Annotated in this window: 25 protein-coding genes; 9 read left to right on the top strand and 16 right to left on the bottom strand. The window is 63.8% G+C overall.

The window, feature by feature from the left end:
• The first annotated feature begins 60 nt into the window (after positions 1–60).
• Positions 61–888 carry an SDR family oxidoreductase gene (locus NX862_RS13145; protein ID WP_264494380.1) on the top strand — a complete coding sequence of 276 codons (828 nt, stop codon included), beginning with the start codon at positions 61–63 and terminating at the stop codon, positions 886–888.
• A gap of 52 nt (positions 889–940) precedes the next feature.
• Here the strand turns inward: NX862_RS13145 and NX862_RS13140 are convergent, their stop codons facing one another.
• From NX862_RS13140 to NX862_RS13130, 3 genes are all read right to left on the bottom strand, one after another.
• Positions 941–1,801: an urea carboxylase-associated family protein gene (locus tag NX862_RS13140; RefSeq protein ID WP_264494379.1), complete on the bottom strand. Its 861-nt coding sequence runs from the start codon at positions 1,799–1,801 to the stop codon at positions 941–943.
• A gap of 51 nt (positions 1,802–1,852) precedes the next feature.
• Entirely contained in the window at positions 1,853–2,500 is a 648-nt protein-coding gene (locus NX862_RS13135) for an acyl-homoserine-lactone synthase (RefSeq protein ID WP_264494378.1), read from the bottom strand.
• 123 nt (positions 2,501–2,623) lie between these two features.
• Entirely contained in the window at positions 2,624–3,235 is a 612-nt protein-coding gene (locus NX862_RS13130; protein ID WP_264494377.1) for a helix-turn-helix transcriptional regulator, read from the bottom strand.
• 151 nt (positions 3,236–3,386) lie between these two features.
• On the opposite strand from NX862_RS13130, the gene NX862_RS13125 reads away from it, so the two are divergent.
• Positions 3,387–3,827 carry an autoinducer binding domain-containing protein gene (locus NX862_RS13125; RefSeq protein ID WP_264494376.1) on the top strand — a complete coding sequence of 147 codons (441 nt, stop codon included), beginning with the start codon at positions 3,387–3,389 and terminating at the stop codon, positions 3,825–3,827.
• 27 nt (positions 3,828–3,854) lie between these two features.
• On the opposite strand, the gene NX862_RS13120 is transcribed toward NX862_RS13125, so the two are convergent.
• From NX862_RS13120 to NX862_RS13065, 12 genes are all read right to left on the bottom strand, one after another.
• Entirely contained in the window at positions 3,855–4,631 is a 777-nt protein-coding gene (locus NX862_RS13120) for a succinate dehydrogenase iron-sulfur subunit (protein WP_264494375.1), read from the bottom strand.
• A gap of 10 nt (positions 4,632–4,641) precedes the next feature.
• Positions 4,642–4,923 carry a hypothetical protein gene (locus NX862_RS13115; RefSeq protein WP_264494374.1) on the bottom strand — a complete coding sequence of 94 codons (282 nt, stop codon included), beginning with the start codon at positions 4,921–4,923 and terminating at the stop codon, positions 4,642–4,644.
• Entirely contained in the window at positions 4,923–5,384 is a 462-nt protein-coding gene (locus NX862_RS13110) for a hypothetical protein (protein ID WP_264494373.1), read from the bottom strand. Before NX862_RS13110 ends, NX862_RS13115 begins: the two co-directional genes overlap by 1 nt.
• Before the next feature lie 70 nt (positions 5,385–5,454).
• Positions 5,455–7,257 carry a succinate dehydrogenase flavoprotein subunit gene (gene sdhA, locus NX862_RS13105; RefSeq protein ID WP_264494372.1) on the bottom strand — a complete coding sequence of 601 codons (1,803 nt, stop codon included), beginning with the start codon at positions 7,255–7,257 and terminating at the stop codon, positions 5,455–5,457.
• Positions 7,258–7,264: 7 nt separating this feature from the next.
• A complete protein-coding gene (gene sdhD / locus NX862_RS13100) occupies positions 7,265–7,639 on the bottom strand; it encodes a succinate dehydrogenase, hydrophobic membrane anchor protein (RefSeq protein ID WP_264494371.1) in 375 nt (124 codons plus the stop codon).
• 8 nt (positions 7,640–7,647) lie between these two features.
• Positions 7,648–8,049: a succinate dehydrogenase, cytochrome b556 subunit gene (gene sdhC / locus NX862_RS13095; protein WP_264494370.1), complete on the bottom strand. Its 402-nt coding sequence runs from the start codon at positions 8,047–8,049 to the stop codon at positions 7,648–7,650.
• A 170-nt stretch (positions 8,050–8,219) separates the two neighbouring features.
• Entirely contained in the window at positions 8,220–8,846 is a 627-nt protein-coding gene (locus NX862_RS13090; RefSeq protein WP_264494369.1) for a hypothetical protein, read from the bottom strand.
• A gap of 7 nt (positions 8,847–8,853) precedes the next feature.
• Positions 8,854–9,612, bottom strand: coding sequence for a DUF4344 domain-containing metallopeptidase (locus NX862_RS13085; protein WP_264494368.1), 759 nt, complete (start codon positions 9,610–9,612; stop codon positions 8,854–8,856).
• 34 nt (positions 9,613–9,646) lie between these two features.
• Positions 9,647–10,669 (bottom strand): MaoC family dehydratase, encoded by a 1,023-nt coding sequence (locus NX862_RS13080; protein WP_264494367.1) that lies wholly within the window; start codon positions 10,667–10,669, stop codon positions 9,647–9,649.
• A gap of 78 nt (positions 10,670–10,747) precedes the next feature.
• Complete coding sequence (locus tag NX862_RS13075; RefSeq protein ID WP_264494366.1) at positions 10,748–10,951, bottom strand: DUF1737 domain-containing protein; 204 nt, start codon at positions 10,949–10,951, stop codon at positions 10,748–10,750.
• Position 10,952: 1 nt separating this feature from the next.
• Positions 10,953–11,501, bottom strand: a complete 549-nt coding sequence (locus NX862_RS13070) for an NnrU family protein (protein WP_264494365.1) — start codon at positions 11,499–11,501, stop codon at positions 10,953–10,955.
• Positions 11,498–12,328 (bottom strand): HpcH/HpaI aldolase/citrate lyase family protein, encoded by an 831-nt coding sequence (locus NX862_RS13065; RefSeq protein WP_264494364.1) that lies wholly within the window; start codon positions 12,326–12,328, stop codon positions 11,498–11,500. The genes NX862_RS13070 and NX862_RS13065 overlap by 4 nt, the downstream gene beginning before the upstream one ends.
• A gap of 273 nt (positions 12,329–12,601) precedes the next feature.
• On the opposite strand from NX862_RS13065, the gene NX862_RS13060 reads away from it, so the two are divergent.
• Positions 12,602–12,847 (top strand): hypothetical protein, encoded by a 246-nt coding sequence (locus tag NX862_RS13060; protein WP_264494363.1) that lies wholly within the window; start codon positions 12,602–12,604, stop codon positions 12,845–12,847.
• A 32-nt stretch (positions 12,848–12,879) separates the two neighbouring features.
• On the opposite strand, the gene NX862_RS13055 is transcribed toward NX862_RS13060, so the two are convergent.
• Entirely contained in the window at positions 12,880–13,656 is a 777-nt protein-coding gene (locus NX862_RS13055; protein WP_264494362.1) for a sulfite exporter TauE/SafE family protein, read from the bottom strand.
• Positions 13,657–13,870: 214 nt separating this feature from the next.
• On the opposite strand from NX862_RS13055, the gene mdh reads away from it, so the two are divergent.
• From mdh to sucC, 6 genes are all read left to right on the top strand, one after another.
• Entirely contained in the window at positions 13,871–14,833 is a 963-nt protein-coding gene (gene mdh, locus NX862_RS13050) for a malate dehydrogenase (RefSeq protein ID WP_264494361.1), read from the top strand.
• 130 nt (positions 14,834–14,963) lie between these two features.
• Entirely contained in the window at positions 14,964–15,128 is a 165-nt protein-coding gene (locus NX862_RS13045; protein ID WP_264494360.1) for a hypothetical protein, read from the top strand.
• An 82-nt stretch (positions 15,129–15,210) separates the two neighbouring features.
• Positions 15,211–16,425 carry a peptidase T gene (gene pepT, locus NX862_RS13040; RefSeq protein ID WP_264494359.1) on the top strand — a complete coding sequence of 405 codons (1,215 nt, stop codon included), beginning with the start codon at positions 15,211–15,213 and terminating at the stop codon, positions 16,423–16,425.
• 80 nt (positions 16,426–16,505) lie between these two features.
• Positions 16,506–17,174 carry a class I SAM-dependent methyltransferase gene (locus tag NX862_RS13035; protein WP_264494358.1) on the top strand — a complete coding sequence of 223 codons (669 nt, stop codon included), beginning with the start codon at positions 16,506–16,508 and terminating at the stop codon, positions 17,172–17,174.
• Positions 17,175–17,233: 59 nt separating this feature from the next.
• Positions 17,234–18,394, top strand: a complete 1,161-nt coding sequence (locus NX862_RS13030) for a hypothetical protein (RefSeq protein WP_264494357.1) — start codon at positions 17,234–17,236, stop codon at positions 18,392–18,394.
• Positions 18,395–18,557: 163 nt separating this feature from the next.
• A complete protein-coding gene (gene sucC / locus NX862_RS13025) occupies positions 18,558–19,751 on the top strand; it encodes an ADP-forming succinate--CoA ligase subunit beta (RefSeq protein ID WP_264494356.1) in 1,194 nt (397 codons plus the stop codon).
• The last annotated feature ends 1 nt before the right edge of the window (position 19,752 follow it).

The following is a 19,752-nucleotide window of genomic DNA, read 5'->3' as shown; positions in this document are numbered from 1 at the left end:
GGGTACTTCCGTTTCGTAAGTATCAAGGTAGGTATGGGGCGTCAAGCACAGGAGCACATCATGACCATCGCCATCACCGGAGCCACAGGCCAACTTGGCCAACTTGCCCTTGCCGCCATCAAGGCCCGGGGTGGCCAAGCCATCGCCCTGGCCCGCGACCCGTCCAAGGTTCAGGGCGAGGCCCGCGCCTTTGACTATACCAAGCCCGAGACCCATGACGCCCTGGCTGGCGTTTCGGTGCTGGTGCTGATTTCGTCCAACGATTTCAACGACCGGGTGGGCCAGCACAAGGCAGTGATCGCGGCGGCCAAGGCCCATGGGGTCGGCCATGTCATCTATACCTCGATCCTGAAGGGCGAGGCCTCGCCCATGATCCTGGCGGCCGACCATATCGGCACCGAAGCCGCGCTGAAGGCCTCGGGCCTGGGTTTCACCCTGCTGCGCAACGGCTGGTATATCGAGAATTACACCGGGGCTCTGGGTGCCTCGATCGAACACGGCGCGATGATCGGCTCGGTCGGCGAGGGCAAGGTTTCGGCTGCGGCGCGGGCCGATTATGCCGAGGCGATTGCCGCGGTGGCGCTGGACAAGGCCTTGCAGGGCCAGGTCTACGAGCTTGCGGGCGATGTGGCCTTTACGCTGGCCGAGATGGCGGCGGTGGTGTCGGCCAAGGCGGGCAAGCCGGTGGGCTATGTCTCTTTGCCGCCGGCCGATTACGCCAAGGCGCTGGAGGGCTTTGGCCTGCCCGCCGGTTTCGCGGCCATTCTGGCGGATTCGGACGACCAGGCCTCACGCGGGGCCTTGTTCGATGACAGCCGGACCTTGTCGCGGCTGATCGGGCGGGCAACGACGCCGATGGCCGAGGTGGTTGCAGCGGCGCTGGCGTAAGAAGGGGGGCCAGCCCCCCTTCACCCCCCGGGATATATGAGAAAAGATGAAATCAAAGACCGTGGCTGCGGTCATAGCCATTGGGTCCCGGGGGCGTCCAGCCGTCCGGGGCCTTTTGCGGTTTGAAGACCTGGACCAACAGCGGATGGCAGGCGGCCTGATCCGAGGAATGTTCGGACGAGCAATCGCCGCCCGGACAGGCCGAAAGCGCGCCGATCAGGTCGGTTTCGGCAAAGAATTCAAGGTAGTCGCCCGGGCGCACGGGGCTGGCCTTCATGAAATACTGGCCGGTGTCGCGGGTAAAGCCCGTACACATGAAGACATTCAGCACGTCATGGACATGAAGTTCGGCTTGGCCCACAGGCATGCCGGTGCGGGCGGCCAGCGCCCGCGTCAGGTTGGAATGGCAGCAGTGGTGATACTGCCCGCCCGCCAAAAGATTATGCGTATAGGGATCGCAACGCGTGCCGATCACGTCATGGACCGACCCGCCAAAGGCGTCGAAGCCATACCAATCCAACGTGTCATCGGTGATCAGCGCAAGCGGGCGCAGATGGGGCAGGTTCGACCACATCCGGTCGCCCGCAGACAGATGCGTGCCATGCAACGCGCGGGTCTTGCCCGAGAAAAACCGCTCGCCCAGATCCTGCGCGTTCCACAGGTTCAGGTCGCCGACCTGCGGCCCCTCGACCGACAGGATGCGAAAGAAGTGACCGGCGGGCACGTCGAAACAGCGGGCGTCACGGGCGGGGATCAGGGTTTCGTGCAGCAGCGTCCAGCCCGCGCGCGCGGCGTGAAAGGGCGCAAGGTCGCGACGGGGCAGGCTGTCCGTGGGATAGCAGATCACGGGCGCCACCGCCTTGCGGGCGGCGGCGTCCGTGGGCGCGCGGTGCGTGGGATGGTCGGGCTTCATCGCGGTCTCCTTTCGAGGATTTTGCCCGATCCGCGGGCAGAGGCCAAGCGGTCAGACGGCCTCGGCCAGATCATAGGGCCGCAACCGAACCACAGAGGCCGCCTTGCGGGCGTTCGAGTAATCGGCCGGCATCCGCAAGACGCCGTAGACCCGCCCATCCTCGTCGTTGACATAGGTCGGCCCCGCCTTTTCGACGCCATATCCCAACTGCCGCAGCGCGCGCATCAACAGCATCGAGGACAGACAGATCATCTGCCGCGCCCCCTGCCCCCGCGCGGTCTCGACCAGGCCATCGACGATCAGGCGCAGACATTCCGACCGCTCGGCCTGGGTCTTCAGATCATCGGACACGACAAGCCGCGTCGATTCCCAAACATCGGGCGCCGCGATATCGGTGGTCATGATATGGCCCGGGATATGGCGCAGCTTGCCGGTGAAGGCGTCGCGCAGCATATAGGTGTGGTCGCCCCAGGCCACCGTCGTGGCCATCGCCCGCGCGCCCCCCACGACCTTGCCATTCCGGATCACCAACGAATATTGCGCCAGCGGCGTGTCGTATTGGTCCATCTCGACCTTGTCATTATGCGGCACGTCCCATCCAAGCTCGTCGACAAAGACCTGTTTGCGCAGGCCCAGAAACTCGTAAAACGCGCGGCCATGCTGATGCAGGCCCGAAAAGTCGAAGCGGATATTTTCCATGTGAGTCCCCAAGACGTTAAGTTGCAGTAAAGGGATTTTAGACCGCCTCAGGTTGTATGCAGAAGTCAAAAAGACACCAAAAGTGGAGCGACGGCAGGTCATTTCCACTTAAACGTGCGGGAATCAGATGATGCGACGGCCCGCGGCCAAAGAGGCGGCATGGGCGAGGGTGCGCGCCCCCAGTTTGCGCTTGGCATTGTTCAGCCGCGCCTTGACCGCGCTTTCCGAAATCCCAAGGTCGCCGGCGATCTGTTTCAGCCGTAGCCCGCCGGCCTGCATCTGCAGCGCCTCGACCTCGGCGGCGGTCAGGCCGGGTTCGGCCGTGTTGCCGGAATGAAGCTCGCGCAGATAGCCATGCAGCGCGGTCAGATGCTCGTCTGTGAAGGGACTTTGGGCGCGGTAGAACAGGCCGTAGCTGCGCCGTCCCCGGTCGGCCGGGGTCACGACAGAAACCACCGCCCCATGCTGCAGGCCAAAGACCCGCGCCCGGCCGAGAATCTGTTGCGGATCGGGAAGGCCGATGTCGCTGCTGCGCACCGCGCCATTGTTGCCGTAAACCCATTTCAACGAGGGGTCGTGAACCACCAGCCCATTGGCCGTGTAAAACTCGACCCAATTGCTGGGCAAAGCGTTCAACTCCTCTTCAGGAAAGGAAAAACCGACGCGGAGGGCCAAATAAAAGCCTGCATCCGCGATCTTGTCGAACCGTTCCTTCATCTCCTGTAATGTTGCCATCTACTTTTAAACAGGTTGCCGGGGGCGAGGACTGCTCATAGCCTCTTGGCGTTAACACTTGCCCGCTTTAGGTGAGTAACGCAACTCCTGACAGCCTTGAGGTGAATCTTTGACGATTGCGGACAGCAAGAGCGACAGGCTCGCATCCCTTTTGGGCAGGCTTCAGGCGCTTTGCGATACGGGCTATGCGCTGGCCATCCACATCCGTCTGACGCGGCCAACGCTGCTGTATCAGACCTATGATGCCGCCTGGAGCGACCACTACTCGGAAAACGGCTATATGCTCAGCGATCCGGTGGTGCATTGGGGGCTGGAGAACGCCGGAACGGTGTTCTGGGCGGATCTGGCCGACAAGGACCCCGAGGGCGTGTTGAAATCGGCTGCGGCCCATGGGTTGCATCACGGCTGGACGATTGCGCGGGGCGACCGATTCGACAAGACCATCGCCGGGATGACGCGGTCGGACCGGGCCCATACGGCCGAGGAACAGGTGGAAATCCAGGAGATCGTGGCCGAGATTCACGCGATGACCGCGGATTTCGTGACCTGGCCCCCCGCATTGCAAGAGCAGGCGCGCCGCCTCTTGTTGTGAAAAGGCCCCCTTTCGGGGGCCTTTCGTTTAAACCGCGCGCTCGACCATCATCTTCTTGATCTCGGCAATCGCCTTGGCCGGGTTCAGCCCCTTGGGGCAGGTCTTGGTGCAATTCATGATCGTGTGGCAGCGATAGAGTTTGAACGGGTCTTCCAGGTCGTCCAGACGCGCGCCCGTCGCCTCGTCGCGCGAATCGATGATCCAGCGATAGGCATGAAGCAGCGCCGCCGGCCCCAGGTATTTGTCCGAATTCCACCAGTAAGACGGGCAAGAGGTGCTGCATGAGGCGCACATCACACATTCATAAAGCCCGTCCAGTTTCGACCGATCCTCGATCGACTGGCGCCATTCCTTGGCGGGGCGGTTGGTCTTGGTTTCCAGCCAGGGCATGATCGAGGCATGTTGCGCATAAAAATGCGTCAGGTCCGGGATCAGGTCCTTGATGACCGGCATATGGGGCAAGGGATAGATGCGGACATCGCCCTTCACCTCGTCCAGGCCATAGATACAGGCCAGGGTGTTGATGCCGTCGATGTTCATCGCGCAGGACCCACAGATCCCCTCGCGGCACGAGCGGCGGAAGGTCAGGGTCGGGTCGATCTCGTTCTTGATCTTGATCAGCGCGTCCAGAACCATCGGCCCGCATCTGTCGAGGTCGATGAAATAGCTGTCCACCCGCGGGTTTTCGCCATCATCGGGCGACCAGCGGTAGACAAGGAATTTGCGGATGTTTTTGCCATCCGGCTTGGGCCAAGTTTTTCCAGTGCGGATCTTGGAATTCTTGGGGAGCGAAAACTGGACCATGGGACAGCCTTTACATCCGGGATTGCGGCAAGGAGGAAAACGGGCGGGAGGGCGATTGCCCCGAGCGGGCGCGGACGCAGTCGCCATAGACCGCGTCGGGATTGCGCCCCAGAAGGTAGTCACTGGAGATCGTGACGTCGAAAGCCCCGGCCGCCCCGTTGGAGCCTGCGCCGATGCCCACCGTTCCGCGCGGGCTTTGCGCCAGGCGGGCTTGGGGCAGGCATTGGCTTTCGGCCTCTGCCAGGGGCAGCGGGCCACAGGCGGCGAGGGACAGCAGGAGGGCAAGGCGCATCATTGCAGCCCCCCCTTCGGACCGGCATGGATATGACGCGCGCGGTGGTCCTTGCGGACCACAAGCTTCAGGCCGGACCAGATGGCATCGACGGCGCAGACTTTGACGTCGACAAGCACATCGTCAAGCGCGGCGCTGCGGATCAGGTCTTCGGTAAGGGTTGTCGGCACCTTGGAGGCCTTTTTCGGCCAGGACACCCAGATCATGCCATCCGCCGCGATAAGGTCACGCAGCACGGGAAGCCCCACGAGGTCGGCCTTGTCGGTGGTGAACAGGTGGATGACATCGCGGGCGCCTTCGGGCAGCGCACGCCAATCGGGCGCCAGTTCCAAACGGCGGAAAAGGGCCGCCTCGGTCAGGCTTTGCAGGCTGTCAGGCAGGCACACAAAGGCCGCGGCCTGACCATCCTTCAGGCCAAGCTTTTTTGCCAGGGGCGTGCCGGAATAGCCTGCCGTGGTCATGGGCGGACGCCCAGGGGGGCTGTCTGCCCCCCTGCCCCCCCGAGAGATATTTGGGCCAGTATGAAAGCCATCAGAACTTGCGCTCCGCCGGGGCGATTTTCTTCAGGCTGATGCCGCCCTCGGCCTCGGTGGTCAGGGGGGCGGTGTGGACGGCGCGGTAATCCAGCCGCACCTTGGCCCCATCGACCCAGGCCAGCGAGTGTTTGCGCCACTGGGCGTCGTCGCGGTGGGGGAAATCCTCATGCGCATGGGCGCCGCGGCTTTCGGTGCGGGCATGGGCGCCGTAGATCGTGGCCAGAGCGTTGGGCATCAGGTTGGTCAGCTCCAGCGTCTCCATCAGGTCGGAGTTCCAGACCAGCGAGCGGTCTGTGACTTTCAGGTCGGGGACCTTGCCCGCGATTTCCGTCATCTTGGCCTCGCCCTGCGCCAAGGTCGCAGAGGCGCGGAAGACGGCGGCGTCGGACTGCATCGCGCGCTGCATTTCAAGCCGCAGATCGGCGGTGGGGGTTTGGCCATTGGCGTGGCGCAGCCCGTCAAAGCGCGACAGGGCGCGGTCGATCTCGGGCTTGTTGATCGGCGCGGCCGCCTCTTTCGGGTTGACGATCTGGCCGGCACGGATGGCCGCCGCCCGACCAAAGACCACGAGGTCGATGAGCGAGTTCGATCCAAGGCGGTTGGCGCCATGGACGCTGGCACAGCCCGCCTCGCCCACGGCCATAAGCCCCGGGAAAGTGGCATCGGGATTGTCATGGGTCGGGTTCAACACCTCGCCCCAATAGTTCGTGGGCACGCCGCCCATGTTGTAATGCACGGTGGGCAGGACCGGGATCGGCTCTTTGGTCAGGTCGACGCCAGCAAAGATGCGGGCGCTTTCGCTGATGCCGGGAAGGCGCAGGTCCAGCGTTTCCTTGGGCAGGTGCGACAGGTTCAGGTGGATATGGTCGCCATGGGCGCCAACCCCGCGGCCCTCGCGGATTTCCAGCGTCATGCAGCGGCTGACATAGTCGCGCGGCGCCAGGTCTTTGTAATGGGGCGCATAACGCTCCATGAAGCGTTCGCCGTTCGCGTTGGTCAGATAGCCGCCCTCGCCCCGCGCGCCTTCGGTGATCAGGCAGCCCGAGCCATAGATCCCGGTCGGGTGGAACTGCACGAACTCCATATCCTGCAGCGGCAGGCCCGCGCGCGCCACCATGCCGCCGCCGTCGCCGGTGCAGGTATGGGCGCTTGTCGCGGAGAAGTAGGCCCGGCCATAGCCGCCGGTCGCAAGGACCACCATCTTGGCGTTGAAGACATGCATCGTGCCGTCGTCCAGCTTCCAGGCGACGACGCCGGTGCAGCGGCCTTCGGTGATGATCAGGTCGATGGCGAAATATTCGATGAAGAACTCGGCATTGTTCTTCAGGCTCTGGCCATACAGCGTGTGCAGGATGGCGTGGCCGGTGCGGTCGGCGGCGGCGCAGGTGCGCTGCACGGGCGGGCCCTCACCGAACTCGGTCGTATGGCCGCCAAAGGGGCGCTGATAGATCTTGCCCTCTTCGGTGCGGGAAAACGGCACGCCGTAATGTTCCAGCTCGTAAACGGCCTTGGGGGCCTCACGGGCCAGGTATTCCATCGCGTCGGTGTCGCCCAGCCAGTCGGACCCTTTGACGGTGTCATACATATGCCACTGCCACGAGTCCGGCCCCATGTTGCCCAAGGAGGCCGCGATGCCGCCCTGTGCCGCGACGGTGTGCGACCGCGTCGGGAAAACCTTGGTCACGCAGGCCGTGCGCAGGCCCTGTTCGGCCATGCCCAGCGTCGCGCGCAGACCCGCGCCGCCCGCGCCCACGACGACCACGTCGTATTCATGCACTTCATAGGGATAAGCGGTCATTTTGGCCTCAGGAGATCATGATGCGCAGCAAGGCCCAGAGGCCTACGGCTGCAATCAACGCGGCAAGGGAATAGACGGCGATCAGGGCGGATTTGCGGGCCGAGCCGCGCAGATAATCCTCGATCGTGGTGGTGGCGCCTTTGGCGAAGTGGCGCATGGACACCAGCAGGACCAGGGCGGTCAGGATGGCGGGAAAGGGGCGGGCAAAGGTGGCCAGAACCTCGGCGCGGGTGCCGCCAAGGGCATGGCCGAAGACATAGATCCAGGTCGGCACAAGGAAGGCCAGGATCACCGCGGTCACGGTCATCGACCAATGATGTTCGGTCCCGGCATGGGCGGCGCCCTTGCCCTCGGCGCGTTTGCGGTCGGTCAGATAGCGCATCTCGCCCCTCATACGATCAGGATCGTCAGGACGGTCAACACGACCGACCCGATCACCATGGCCCAGCCCAGACGCTCGGCCGTCTTGATCTCTAGCCCGTGGCCAGCGTCGTAATACAGGTGACGTAGCCCGCCCAGGTAGTGATACCAGACCGCCCAAAGCGATCCGGTGAAGACCAGCTTGCCGAACCACGAGGTGACGACGGCATTGGCAATTGCGAAATACTCGTCCGAAATCGCCGCGGCCAAAAGCCACCAGACGGCCAGGATCACCCCTGCCATCAGGCCAAGCCCTGTGATCCGGATCAGGATCGAGGAAATCGAGGTGATCTGCGGCCGATAGTAAGGCCCGATCATGAAGGGCGAAAGCGGCCGTTCGACGCGCTTGCCCGAAGTGGTTTTACTGGACATGGCTGCCCTCTCGCTCTGGTCCGCCTGCGCGCAGATGCTGCGCTGCAGAAGCTAAGTTTTTCTTAGCGTCAAAAATTCATCTGTCACGCAGGATATGGCGTGAATTTCCGGGCGACGAGGGGATCGGGATGAGAATCTTCCGTTTGTGATCACAGTCTGAAAAATCGTGATCACAAATCCCCGCCACCCAGCAAAGTGACCTCCCAGGACAGATCGACACCCAACCAGGGGTCTTCGTCGCTGCCCCAGGCGAGATATCCGGCCAGGGCAGAACTATCGCCCAAGGTCCGATTGGCGCCGATTGCCCAGTCTTGCGAAAAGGCGCCATCCTCGCGGTCCAGGGTCAGGCTGGCGGTCAGGGTCAGCGCCTCGGAGACCGGGCGGGCATAGGCGAGGGTCAGGCTTTGATCGGTGCTTCCGGCCTTGGGGTCATGGGCCAAGGCCAGTTCGGTCGAAAAATCGCCAAGGGGCCAGGCCAGGGACAGGTCCAGGCTGGTCCGATCCGCCATCAGGTCGCGGGTGACGCCGCCGTTCACCTCGACCAGGCCCAGGGTTGCGGCATAGCCGAGATAGGCCTCGGAGTCGTTCAGATCGCTGTCCTGATAGGCGTCATAAGACAGCCCGACATAGCCGCCGCCAAAGCCCGCCTCGATCCAGCCCCCTGCCCTGTGCCGCGCGCCCGGATCGGCCTCGGTCGTGAGGCCAAGGCCAAGACCGCCGGTCACAGCAAGGTCTTGCGCCAGGCCCGGAGTGGCCAGGACCACCAGCGATGCGATTCGGAGCAGGGCTGTGATCACAAAAACCTCATTCGCTGGCCGCCCAGATCTCCTGAAGATACTGCGCATATTCGTTGCAAATGGTGATCGCCTTGTCATCGGGGGAATAATAGGCGTTGGCCTCGCCGCAATCGGCGACCCAGACGGTGATGTCCTCGGGCAGGCCGATCATCTGGTTCAACGAGGCGACCTCGTCGGCCAAAAGCTGCGCCAGTTCCAGATCCTCTTGCCCTTCGCCCATCACAAGGCCCTTTTTCTTGGGGCCGGGCTCTGTGCCCTCCAGCACCTTGTCCCAGGCGCCCGAGGCATAGGCCCATTCGTCGGGGCAGCTTTCCAGCTTGGCTTCGGGCAATTCCAGCTCGACGGCCAGATCGCGGCGCGCGTCGGGATTGGCGCCGTAAAACAGGCAGACGACCGCGTAATAGCGCTGGATGTCCAGCGAATGTTCATCAGCGAAATCGGCCGGATCGGTGTCGTCCAACGAATAATCGGCGTTGGCCGCATAGGTCATGGCATCCGACCGCAGGATTTCGGCCGCGGCCTCTTCTTTCCAGATGCGGTCCATCAGGATGACCGAAAGCGTGTCGGCGGCGTCTTCTTCCTTGCCCAGCACCGGGATCTTCAGCACGTCGATCAGGCCGTGGCCGACCTCGTGGTAAAAGGTGGCAATGACCTCGTTGGCGATGAAATCGGTCTCGGCCTGGTCTTCGGGAAAGACAAAGGTGCTGTCGGCAAAGGCCGGAGCGGCCAGGGTCAGAAGGCAGGCGGTGATGAACGGACGCAGCATGGCGGGCTCCCTTTTCGGGCAAGATGCCACGGGGTCAGGTCGGGATCAACGCCCAGTAATCCAGGTCCAGCAGCACATCTGCATCGTATTTGCCCTGATCGTCGCGGTAGGGCATGCCGGACCCGCGATGGGCCACCAGCCGCAGACGCAGGGCGCCGACGCCCGGAGCGGGGGTTTCGGCGCGGTCCAGAACCTCGGTCCAGGCGCGGACCGTGTCGCCGGCAAAACAGGGGTTGGCATGGGCGCCGCCGTTCAGGCCCGCGATCAGCTGCGCATTGGCCAGGCCGTTGAAAGACAGGGCGCGGGCCAGGCTGATGACATGGCCGCCATAGATCAGACGGCGGCCGTCGGGGCGCTGGGAGCGGTCGAAATGCACCTTGGCGGTGTTTTGCCACAGCCGGGTCGCCAGCATATGTTCGGCCTCTTCGATCGTCACGCCGTCGACATGGTCGATCTTTTCGCCCCGGGTGTAGTCGCCCCAGCGGTGACGCTCTCCGGCCAAGGCAAAGTCATAGCGCGAGAAATCAAGGCCCTGCGGCAGGGTCAGCGTCTCGGGCGGAACCACGGCGGCCAGTTGCGGCACATGTGCAGGGCTGGTGGGAGCGGTGCCGCGTTTCTTGACCATGACCCAGCGGACATAGGTCAGGACCGGGGTGCCATGTTGGTTCTGCCCCGTCGTGCGCACCCAGACCACCCCCGAGGCGCCGTTGGAATTCTCTTTCAACCCAATGACTTCGGATTGGGCCGTCAAGGTATCCCCTGGCCAGACCGGCGCCAGAAAGCGGCCCTCGGCATAGCCAAGGTTCGCCACGGCGTTCAACGAGATATCGGGCACGGTCTTGCCAAAGACGGTATGGAAGGTGATCAGGTCGTCCAGCGGGCTGGCGGCCAAGCCACAGGCGCGGGCGAAGTCGTCCGACGCGTGCAGCGCGCCGCGGGCCGGGTAAAGCGCGTGGTAAAGCGCGCGTTCCCCCCCCGACAGCGTGCGCGGGACGGCATGGGCAATGACCTCGCCCAGGCGGTAATCCTCGAAGAAACGGCCCGGATTGGTCTTCATCTTGTCCCCCGTGATCTTGTTCCAAGTGGTGCGCTGAAGCGCACCCTACGCTTTGTGACAGGGTGGGGTTCAGCGCCTTTATTGCTCGCCCAGCTTCACCTCGGGCGTATAGGTCCCGGGCGCCTCTTTGGTGACGGCCTGACCGCAGCGCATCACGCCGCGGGAAGCGTCAAAGGCATAGGTGGGGGCGCCGTGCAGCTCCCACCCCTTGTTCAGCGCGGACGTCACCTTGTGGCAAAAGGCCGAAGTGTCGTCGTCGGACAGGAACCGGTAAAGCCGCATCCTATCCCCCCACCGCCGGATAACCCAACCAGCCATGCAGCCAGATGATGCCGCCCATCAGCACGAGGGCGCCTGCGACATGGGCGATATCGGCCACCACGGGCCCCGGCGCCGGGCGGACCCAAGCGCGGTTGGCGCGGTTGATCACGATGACCTCGACCACCGCCCAGGCCATCATGCCGCCAAACAGCACGACCGAGGCCAGATCGCCATTCACCAGCAAATGTGCCAGCGCCCAGGTCTTGACCCCGGTCAGCATCGGATGGCGCAGCCAGGTCCGCATCCGCCCGCGATTGGCCTGCATCGTCACCAGGATCACCGCGAAAACCATCAGCAGGTTGTTGATATGGCGCAGGAAAAGCGGCGGCTCCCACAGGGGGATATAGTCTTCATGAAAGCCCGCAACCATCAGCCAGACCGAGAGCAAAAGCGCCAGCGTCACAAGCCCCTTGCCCGCGTTCTCTCCCAGCCGCGCCCGAAGGCCCGGTGCAAGGCGTTTCAACAGATGGGCCGCGGCCCACAAAAGGACCCCAAGGATCAGAAGTGTCATGTCATTCCCGCAATGGCTCGGGCCTTGTCCAGCGTGGCCCGCGCCGTCACGATATGCAGGTTTTCGACGATCTTGCCATCCAGAACTGCGACCCCCTCGCCGCGCGCCTTGGCCGCGTCAAAGGCCGCGATCTGGCGGCGGGCCAGGTCGATTTCCCCCTCCGAGGGGGCAAAGATGCGGTTGGCGGTGTCCAGTTGGTCGGGATGGATCAGCGTCTTGCCATCAAAGCCCAGGTCGCGGCCCTGGAGACACTCGGCCTCCAGCCCCGGCTGATCCTTGAAGGCGTTATAGACCCCATCCAGCGCCAGTTTCCCATGGGCGCGGGCGGCCAGAAGGCACAGGCCAAGCCCCGCGGCCAACCCGGCGCGGTCCGGGCGAAAGCGGGCGCCAAGGTCCTTCAGCAGGTCATTGGTCCCCATCACAAGGCCCCTCAGCCGAGGATGGGCGGCGATGGCGGGGGCGTTCAGCAGGGCCAAAGGCGTCTCCATCATGGCCCAAAGCGGCTTGGTCCCCGGGGCCTGCAGGTCGCCGGCGCCATCGACCTTGGGCAGCAAGATCCCATCGACGCCGGGATGATCGGCAAAGGCGTCAAGGTCGGCGGCGCCCCAGTCCGTCGCGGCCCCATTGACCCGCACCAACCGCAGCCGAGGCCCATAGTCGACCTCGTCCAGCATCTGCGCCAAAAGGCTGCGGGCGGCGGCCTTTTCCTGCGGCGCCACGGCGTCCTCCAGGTCAAAGAGGATGGCATCGCAAGGCAGGGTCGCGGCCTTTTCCAACGCGCGCGCCTTGGAGCCAGGGATATACAGGGCCGACCGGACCAGGTTCATGATTCCTCCGCGCAACAATCTTGCGCCAGATGGCACGACCTCGCCACTTTCCGCAAGCGCGATTTTGCCGCAGCGCAGAATTCGGCGACGCAAGCGGATCGCCGGCTTGCGTGATCCAACGCCGCCCGCGCCGTTAACCGAATCTCAGCACCCCGGGCGCAGCCTTGTCAGGTGCCAAAATGGCAGACGGCGGGCGGCCGTATCCGTTCGGGGGCTTGACCCATGGAAAGGACTCTCTTCGCTTTCACTTTGGCCCTTCTGCCTGGCGCAGTCATGGCCGAACCGCGCCCCTGCGCGCCGCATGACACGATTGCAGGCGCCCTGTCCGACCAATATGGCGAAAGCGCCCATGCCATGGGCCTGGCCGAAGACTCCACGGTGATGGAGCTTTATGCCGCGCCCCAGACCGGGACCTGGACGCTGACCGTGACCATGCCGAACGGCGTGACCTGCCTGGTCGCCACCGGCAAGAATTTCGAGACGATCCAACCGACCCAGGTCAAGGGCGACCCGGCTTAGAACAGGGCCCTTACCCGGAACTGGGCCCCGGCCTAGAACAAAGCAAAGAAGGCGATCAAAGGCTCGACCCCGGTCACGCCCTTGATCACCAGGTCGATGCCGATCAACAGCAAGGACCAAGTCACAAAGGTGAAGAACGCCTTCTCCGGCAGGCGTTTGACCGCCCAGACCCCGGCAAAGACCGAAACCGCCGCCACAGGCATCAGGTAAAGCGCGGTCTCCAGGCTTTGCAGCGTGATGCGGCCGACGAACCAATAGGGGATCAGTTTCAAGGCGTTGATATAGGCGAAGGCGATGGTCGAGGTCCCGGCAAAGACCGCCTTCTTCATCCCCAGTGGCAGGGTCCAGACCTGATAGGGCGGCCCGCCGGTGTGGCTGACGTAGCTGGTAAAGCCCGCGATCGTGCACCAGAAGACGCCCGGCGCCACTTCGGCCCGGCGCGCCGCCGCCACCACCGCCTTGCGGATCAACTGGTTCAAGCTGAAGGCCACGGCGATGCCGCCGACCAGGACCGTCACCCAATTCTCGGGGATCTGCTTGTCTGTCAGCCAGCCCAGGCAGACGCCAAGGCTCATCCCCAGGCAGGCGATCCAAAGCACCCGCCGATCAAAATCCTTGCGATAGGCGTAAAGCCCGAACATGTCCGAAACGACATAGACCGGCAGCATCAACCCCGCCGCAAGTCCCGCGGGCATGGCCAGCGACATGATGGGCACGGTCAGCGCGCCCACGATGGGCAGCCCCCCCTTGCCCGCCCCCGTCACCACGGCGCCGATGATCGCCACGACCCAGAATTGCCAGCCGTCCATCACAATCTCTTTCAAATTGGCCCAAATATCCCGCCCGATCATTCCAAGGCAAAGGCCGCAGGCCCAGGGGGCAGCGCCCCTGTCCGGGTTCCGTTAGCGCAATCCAATGCATTTCACCACCCCCGCAGCCCTTTGCCGCAGCGCGGCGCCCTTGCCAGACGGCCCCCTTGCGCTTATGCCAGCCCTGTCAACCGCACTGCCCAAGGGGGAATCCATGGCCAGACCGAAGATCGCGCTGATCGGCGCCGGACAGATCGGGGGGACGCTTGCGCATCTCGCCGCCATCAAGGAACTCGGGGATGTGATCCTCTTCGACATCGCCGAGGGCACGCCCCAAGGCAAGGCGCTGGATATCTCGCAATCCGGCCCGATGGAGGGCTTCGATGCGACGCTGAAGGGCGCCAATTCCTATGCCGATATCGCGGGCGCCGATGTTTGCATCGTCACCGCCGGTGTCCCCCGCAAACCGGGGATGAGCCGCGATGACCTTTTGGGGATCAACCTCAAGGTCATGAAATCCGTGGGCGAGGGCCTTGCCGCCCATGCGCCGAATGCTTTCGTGATCTGCATCACCAACCCGCTGGATGCCATGGTCTGGGCGCTGCGCGAGTTCTCCGGCCTGCCGCACCACAAGGTCGTCGGCATGGCGGGCGTGCTTGATTCGGGCCGCTTCCGGCATTTCCTGGCCACCGAATTCAACGTCTCGATGAAGGACGTCACCGCCTTCGTCCTTGGCGGCCATGGCGACACGATGGTTCCCCTGGCGCGGTATTCGACGGTTGCGGGCATCCCGCTGCCGGATCTGGTCAAGATGGGCTGGACCACGCAAGAGAAACTGGACGTCATCATCCAGCGCACCCGTGATGGCGGCGCCGAGATCGTCGGCCTGTTGAAGACCGGTTCGGCCTTCTATGCGCCGGCCGCTTCGGCGATCGAGATGGCGGAAGCCTATCTCAAGGACCAAAAGCGCCTCTTGCCCGTGGCGGCCTATGTCAAAGGCGCTTTCGGCCTTGACGGCATGTATGTCGGCGTCCCGGTGATCCTGGGCGCGGGTGGTGTCGAGCGTCTGGTGGAAATCCAGATGACCGAGGACGAGAACGCCATGTTCCAAAAGTCGGTCGACGCGGTCAAGGGCCTGGTCACCGCCTGCAAGGCCATCGACCCCTCGCTGGCCTGATCCGATCCAATCCCGTGAAAAGCGCGCCCGTCCCGGCGCGCTTTTTGCTTTTCCAAGGCCGCGCGCAGCCCTAACCTTGCGCCGGAGACGATCTTGGGGCAAAGACCCCCATTCGCGCAAAGGAGCCCCCATGGACTATTCGAAATCCGGCAACCCCAAGGGCGCCAAGGCCCGCCCCGCCTTCGACGGCCAGAACCGTTTCGGCGCCCCCAAGCAGGCCCATGGCAATACGCCTTCGAAAGAAGAGCTGCTGGCCCGCCTGAAAGCCGCCGCCGAAAAGAAGAAAGAGGCCTAAGGCCTTTCCCTTTTCGAACATCCCATGCCCGAGGCGGACACGATGTCCGCCCGGGCTTGCACTTATCCGACAAGAGCCCCCAATGTCCTTTGCGTCCGAGCTGGAAGCCCGCCTGACCCGTTACGCCGCCATCGACAGCCAGTCCGACCCGGACCGCAAGGGCTCTCCGTCGACGGAACAGCAGTTCGACATGCTGAACCTATTGGTGGCCGAGCTGACCGAGATCGGCGCTGCAGATGTCCGCCTGACCGATTACGGCGCGGTTCTGGCGACGATTCCCGCAACGGCTCCGGGGCCGACCATCGCCTTTCTGGCCCATGTCGACACCGCGCCGCAGTATCATGCCTCGGGCGTGAAACCCCGCGTCCACCGCGGCTATAACGGTGGCGCGATCAGCTTTCCCTTGAACCCCGACCTGGTCCTGTCGCCCGAAACCTCGCCCGAACTTGCCAAGAAGATTGGCCACACGATCATCACGGCCTCGGGCGATACGCTGTTGGGCGCCGATGACAAGGCGGGCGTGGCGATCCTGATGACGGCCGCGCGCCAGTTGCTGGCCCATCCCGCCCCCCATGGCAAGATCCGCCTGGCCTTCACCCCCGACGAGGAAATCGGCCGCGGCGTGAACCCGCGCCTGCCCGCCGATATCGGCGCAGACTTCGCCTATACATTCGACGGCGGCAAAGTGGGCGAGGTCGAATACGAAAGCTTCTCGGCCGATGGCGCCCAGGTCACGATCACCGGCGTCAGTGTCCATCCCGGCTATGCCAAGGGCAAAATGGTGAATGCGACAACCCTGGCCGCAAAGCTCCTCCAGGCCCTGCCCCAGACCCAGACGCCGGAAAACACCCATGACCGCGAGGGCTTTATCCATGTCACCGACATGGCCGGCGGCTCATCGGAGATGACCATCCGCCTGATCCTGCGTGATTTCGAACGCGAGGGCCTGGCCGCCAAGGGCGCGCTTTTACAAGAGGCCTGCGCCCGCCTGCAGGCCGAAGAGCCCCGCGCCCGGATCACCTGCGACATCCGGCCCCAATACCGCAACATGCGCTATTGGCTGGAAACCGACATGACCCCCGTGACCCGCGCGCTGGACGCCGCCCGCGCGCTTGGCCTGACGCCCACGACGACGCCGATCCGCGGCGGCACCGATGGCTCGCGGCTGACGGAAATGGGCCTGCCCTGCCCCAATCTTTTCACCGGCATGGCCGAGATTCACGGCCCCCTCGAATGGATCTCGGTCCAGGACATGGAAACGGCGACAAACCTCCTGCTGAAAATCGTCACCCCCTGATTTCATCTTTTCATAAATATCCCACGGGTGGGTCCGGGAGGGTGTGAAACCCTCCCGGGGCTTGCCACCAGAGCCCTCGCATGAAACCGATCTCGCCCTATCACGCCCCCGGCTTCTACGACGCAGCCCTGACGAAGGACCGCCACCGCGACATCGTCGGCGGGCGCTGGGAGGAAACCGGCCTTGTGCAGATGCAACTTCTGCTCTCCCAAGGTCTTGATCGGCATCACAAACTGCTTGATATCGGTGCGGGCTCCATGCGGCTTGGTTGCCGCGTGGTGCCCTATCTGAACCCCGGCAACTATTGGGCCACCGACCTGTCGGGCGCGCTGTTGCGGCGCGGTTACGACCGGGAAATCGTCGACAAATCCCGCCTGAACCCCGCTCAACTGATCGAGGACACCGATTTCGACCTCCCCGGCGTGCCGGAGGACATCGACGTCGCCATCTGTTTCGCCGTTTTCACCCATCTGCCGCTGTCCCATCTGCAAGCCGCCCTGCCAAAGCTGCGCCAAAAGCTGCCCCGCCTGCAAAAGCTGCTGTTCACGGTCTTTCTGGCCCCCGACGCGGCCCATGCCAAACCCCATCGCCAGCCCGATGGCGTCGTCACCCATCCCGACCGCTTCCCCTGGCACCACCGCGAAACGGAAGTCCTGCAGGCCGCTCGCGACGCGGACTTTCAGGCGACGCTGTCGGACCCCTATCTTCCCCGCGGTCAGCGGCTTTGCCTGTGCCTGCCCGGGGCCTGACAACGGAAGCCTAGACAAAGCCCCAAACGCGTCGCACCCTGCCGCAAAGGAGATTTCCAATGCGCCACCTTGCCCTTCTGACCCTTGGCTTGCTGCCCCTGCCCGCCCTCGCCCAGGACATTTCAGCGGAAATCGCGACACAGGGCATCGCTCCGACACTGGCCCGCCTGCAGGCCCTGTCCGACCCCGCCCCGGACGAAGCCTTTGCGATCAACGGCTTGCACCTGTTGCGCGCGGTCGAGACCTCGTTTCAGGCCCGCTATGCCGCGGGTGTCACCGACCGGACCGGGATGCTGCCCTTCCTGCATCTGCCGCTGCCCGACAATGCCGCGCCCGCGCCCTTTGACCCGGCCTTCCTTGCCGACCTGTTTCGCACCGCCCAGGCCGAGCTGGATCAGGTCGCCCCCGTCCCCGAGGATTTCACCCTTCGGATCGCGCTGGACGACCTGTGGTTTGACGTCAACGCCAACCAGACACGCGAGCCAGAGGAGGGGTTTGCGACGCTCATCGCTCCCTTTACCGCAGCGCCTGCGGGCCCCCTGCCCACGGTGACATTCGACACCGCAGATGCCGATTGGGTGGCGGCCTATGCCCATCTGCTGTCCGGCCTGTGTGACATGATCCTGGCCTATGACCCGACCCAGGCGATGACCAAAGTCGCCACGACCAAGGCCGCCCTGTCCCAGATGGGCATGCTGTCGCCCGATCCGTTCTTTGGCGACCTGAACCCCGAGGGTCTGGATTTCGTCGACCTGATCGCCGTGGTGATCGAAACCCTGCGCCAGGACCCCGATGCCGCCCGCACCGCCTCGGCCAAGGCGCATCTGTTGCAGGTCGTGGCGCTGAACCGCGACTTCTGGACCAAGCTGGCCGCCGAAACCGATGACGAGGGCGAGTGGATACCCAATGACACGCAGCGCTCGGCGCTGGGGGTGACGGTGCCCCCCGGTGCAGGCGCGCAGTGGTTGGCGGTGCTGGCCGATCTGGAAGCCATGCTGAAAGGCGAAAAGCTGATCCCCTGGTGGCGGATCGAAGGCGCGGGCATCGACCTTGGCGCTTTCCTGGACAAGCCCGCGCCTCTGGATATCCCCGGCTGGGTTCAGGGTTGGTCGGCCCTGCCCTATTTGAAACAGGGTCCGATGATCTCGTCCGAGGCGCTGGACGCTTTCGACAGCCTGACCCAGGGCCAGGCTCCGCTTTTTGCGCTTTATTTCAACTGAGGGGCTGAAAGTTTACGCAAGCGTTACCTGTGATCACAAAATTTTTTCCTGTGATCACAAATGTCGCTTTTCTGAGACCTTGAGGGATTTCGCGTTTTGAAGGCTGCGAAATCTGTGGCATGAGGCCCTCAATCCTCATGAAACCCCCTGCGGGAGCCACTCGATGAACATTCACGAATACCAGGCCAAGGCGTTGTTGCGCAGCTATGGCATCCCCGTTTCCGACGGGCGCGCCATCACCCGCGCCGAAGATGCCAAAACGGCAGCCGGCGAGCTGGATGGCCCGCTGTGGGTCGTCAAGTCGCAAATCCACGCCGGTGGCCGCGGCAAGGGCCATTTCATCGAGCCCGAGGCCGGGGAAAAGGGCGGCGTGCGTCTGGCGCGCTCCGTTGAAGAGGCCGCCGAATTCGCCCGCCAGATGCTGGGCCGCACCCTTGTGACGGTGCAGACCGGCGCCGCAGGCAAGCAGGTCAACCGCATCTATATCGAAGACGGTTCGGACATCGACCGCGAGTTCTATCTTGCGCTGCTGATCGACCGTCAGACCTCGCGCATCTCGATCGTGTCTTCGACCGAGGGCGGCATGTCGATCGAAGACGTCGCCCATGACACGCCGGAAAAGATCCTGTCCTTCTCGGTCGATCCGGCCTCGGGGATCAGCGATTTCCACGGCCGCCGCGTGGCTTTCGGCCTGGGCCTGACCGGCAACCAGGTCAAGCAATGCGTGTCCATCGTCAAAAAGCTGTATCAGCTTTTCGTCGACAAGGACATGGACATGCTGGAAATCAACCCTTTCTGCGTGCTGAAAGACGGCTCTTTGAAGCTGTTGGATGCCAAGGCGGCCTTTGATGGCAACGCTTTGTATCGTCACCCCGATATCGCCGCGCTGAAAGACGAGACCGAGGAAGACCCCAAGGAACTTGCCGCGCAGAAGTTCGACCTGAACTATGTGGCCTTGGATGGCAACATCGGCTGCATGGTGAACGGCGCGGGTCTGGCCATGGCCACGATGGACATCATCAAGCTTTACGGCGCGGAACCGGCCAACTTCCTGGACGTCGGCGGCGGCGCCACCAAAGAGAAAGTGACCGAGGCCTTCAAGATCATCACAAGCGATCCGAACGTCAAAGGCATCCTTGTCAATATCTTTGGCGGCATCATGCGCTGCGACATCATTGCCGAGGGCGTTTTGGCCGCGGTCAAGGAGGTTGGCCTCCAGGTTCCTTTGGTTGTCCGGCTTGAAGGCACCAATGTCGAACTGGGCAAAGAGATCATCCGCAACTCCGGTCTCAATGTGATCGCGGCCGACAATCTGTCGGATGCGGCGCAAAAGATCGTCTCGGCGGTGCAGGGCTGAC

Source organism: Stagnihabitans lacustris, from assembly GCF_025950525.1.
Lineage (GTDB): Bacteria > Pseudomonadota > Alphaproteobacteria > Rhodobacterales > Rhodobacteraceae > Stagnihabitans.
Note: the sequence above shows the minus strand (reverse complement) of the source record. Positions and strands in the feature narration are given on the sequence as shown.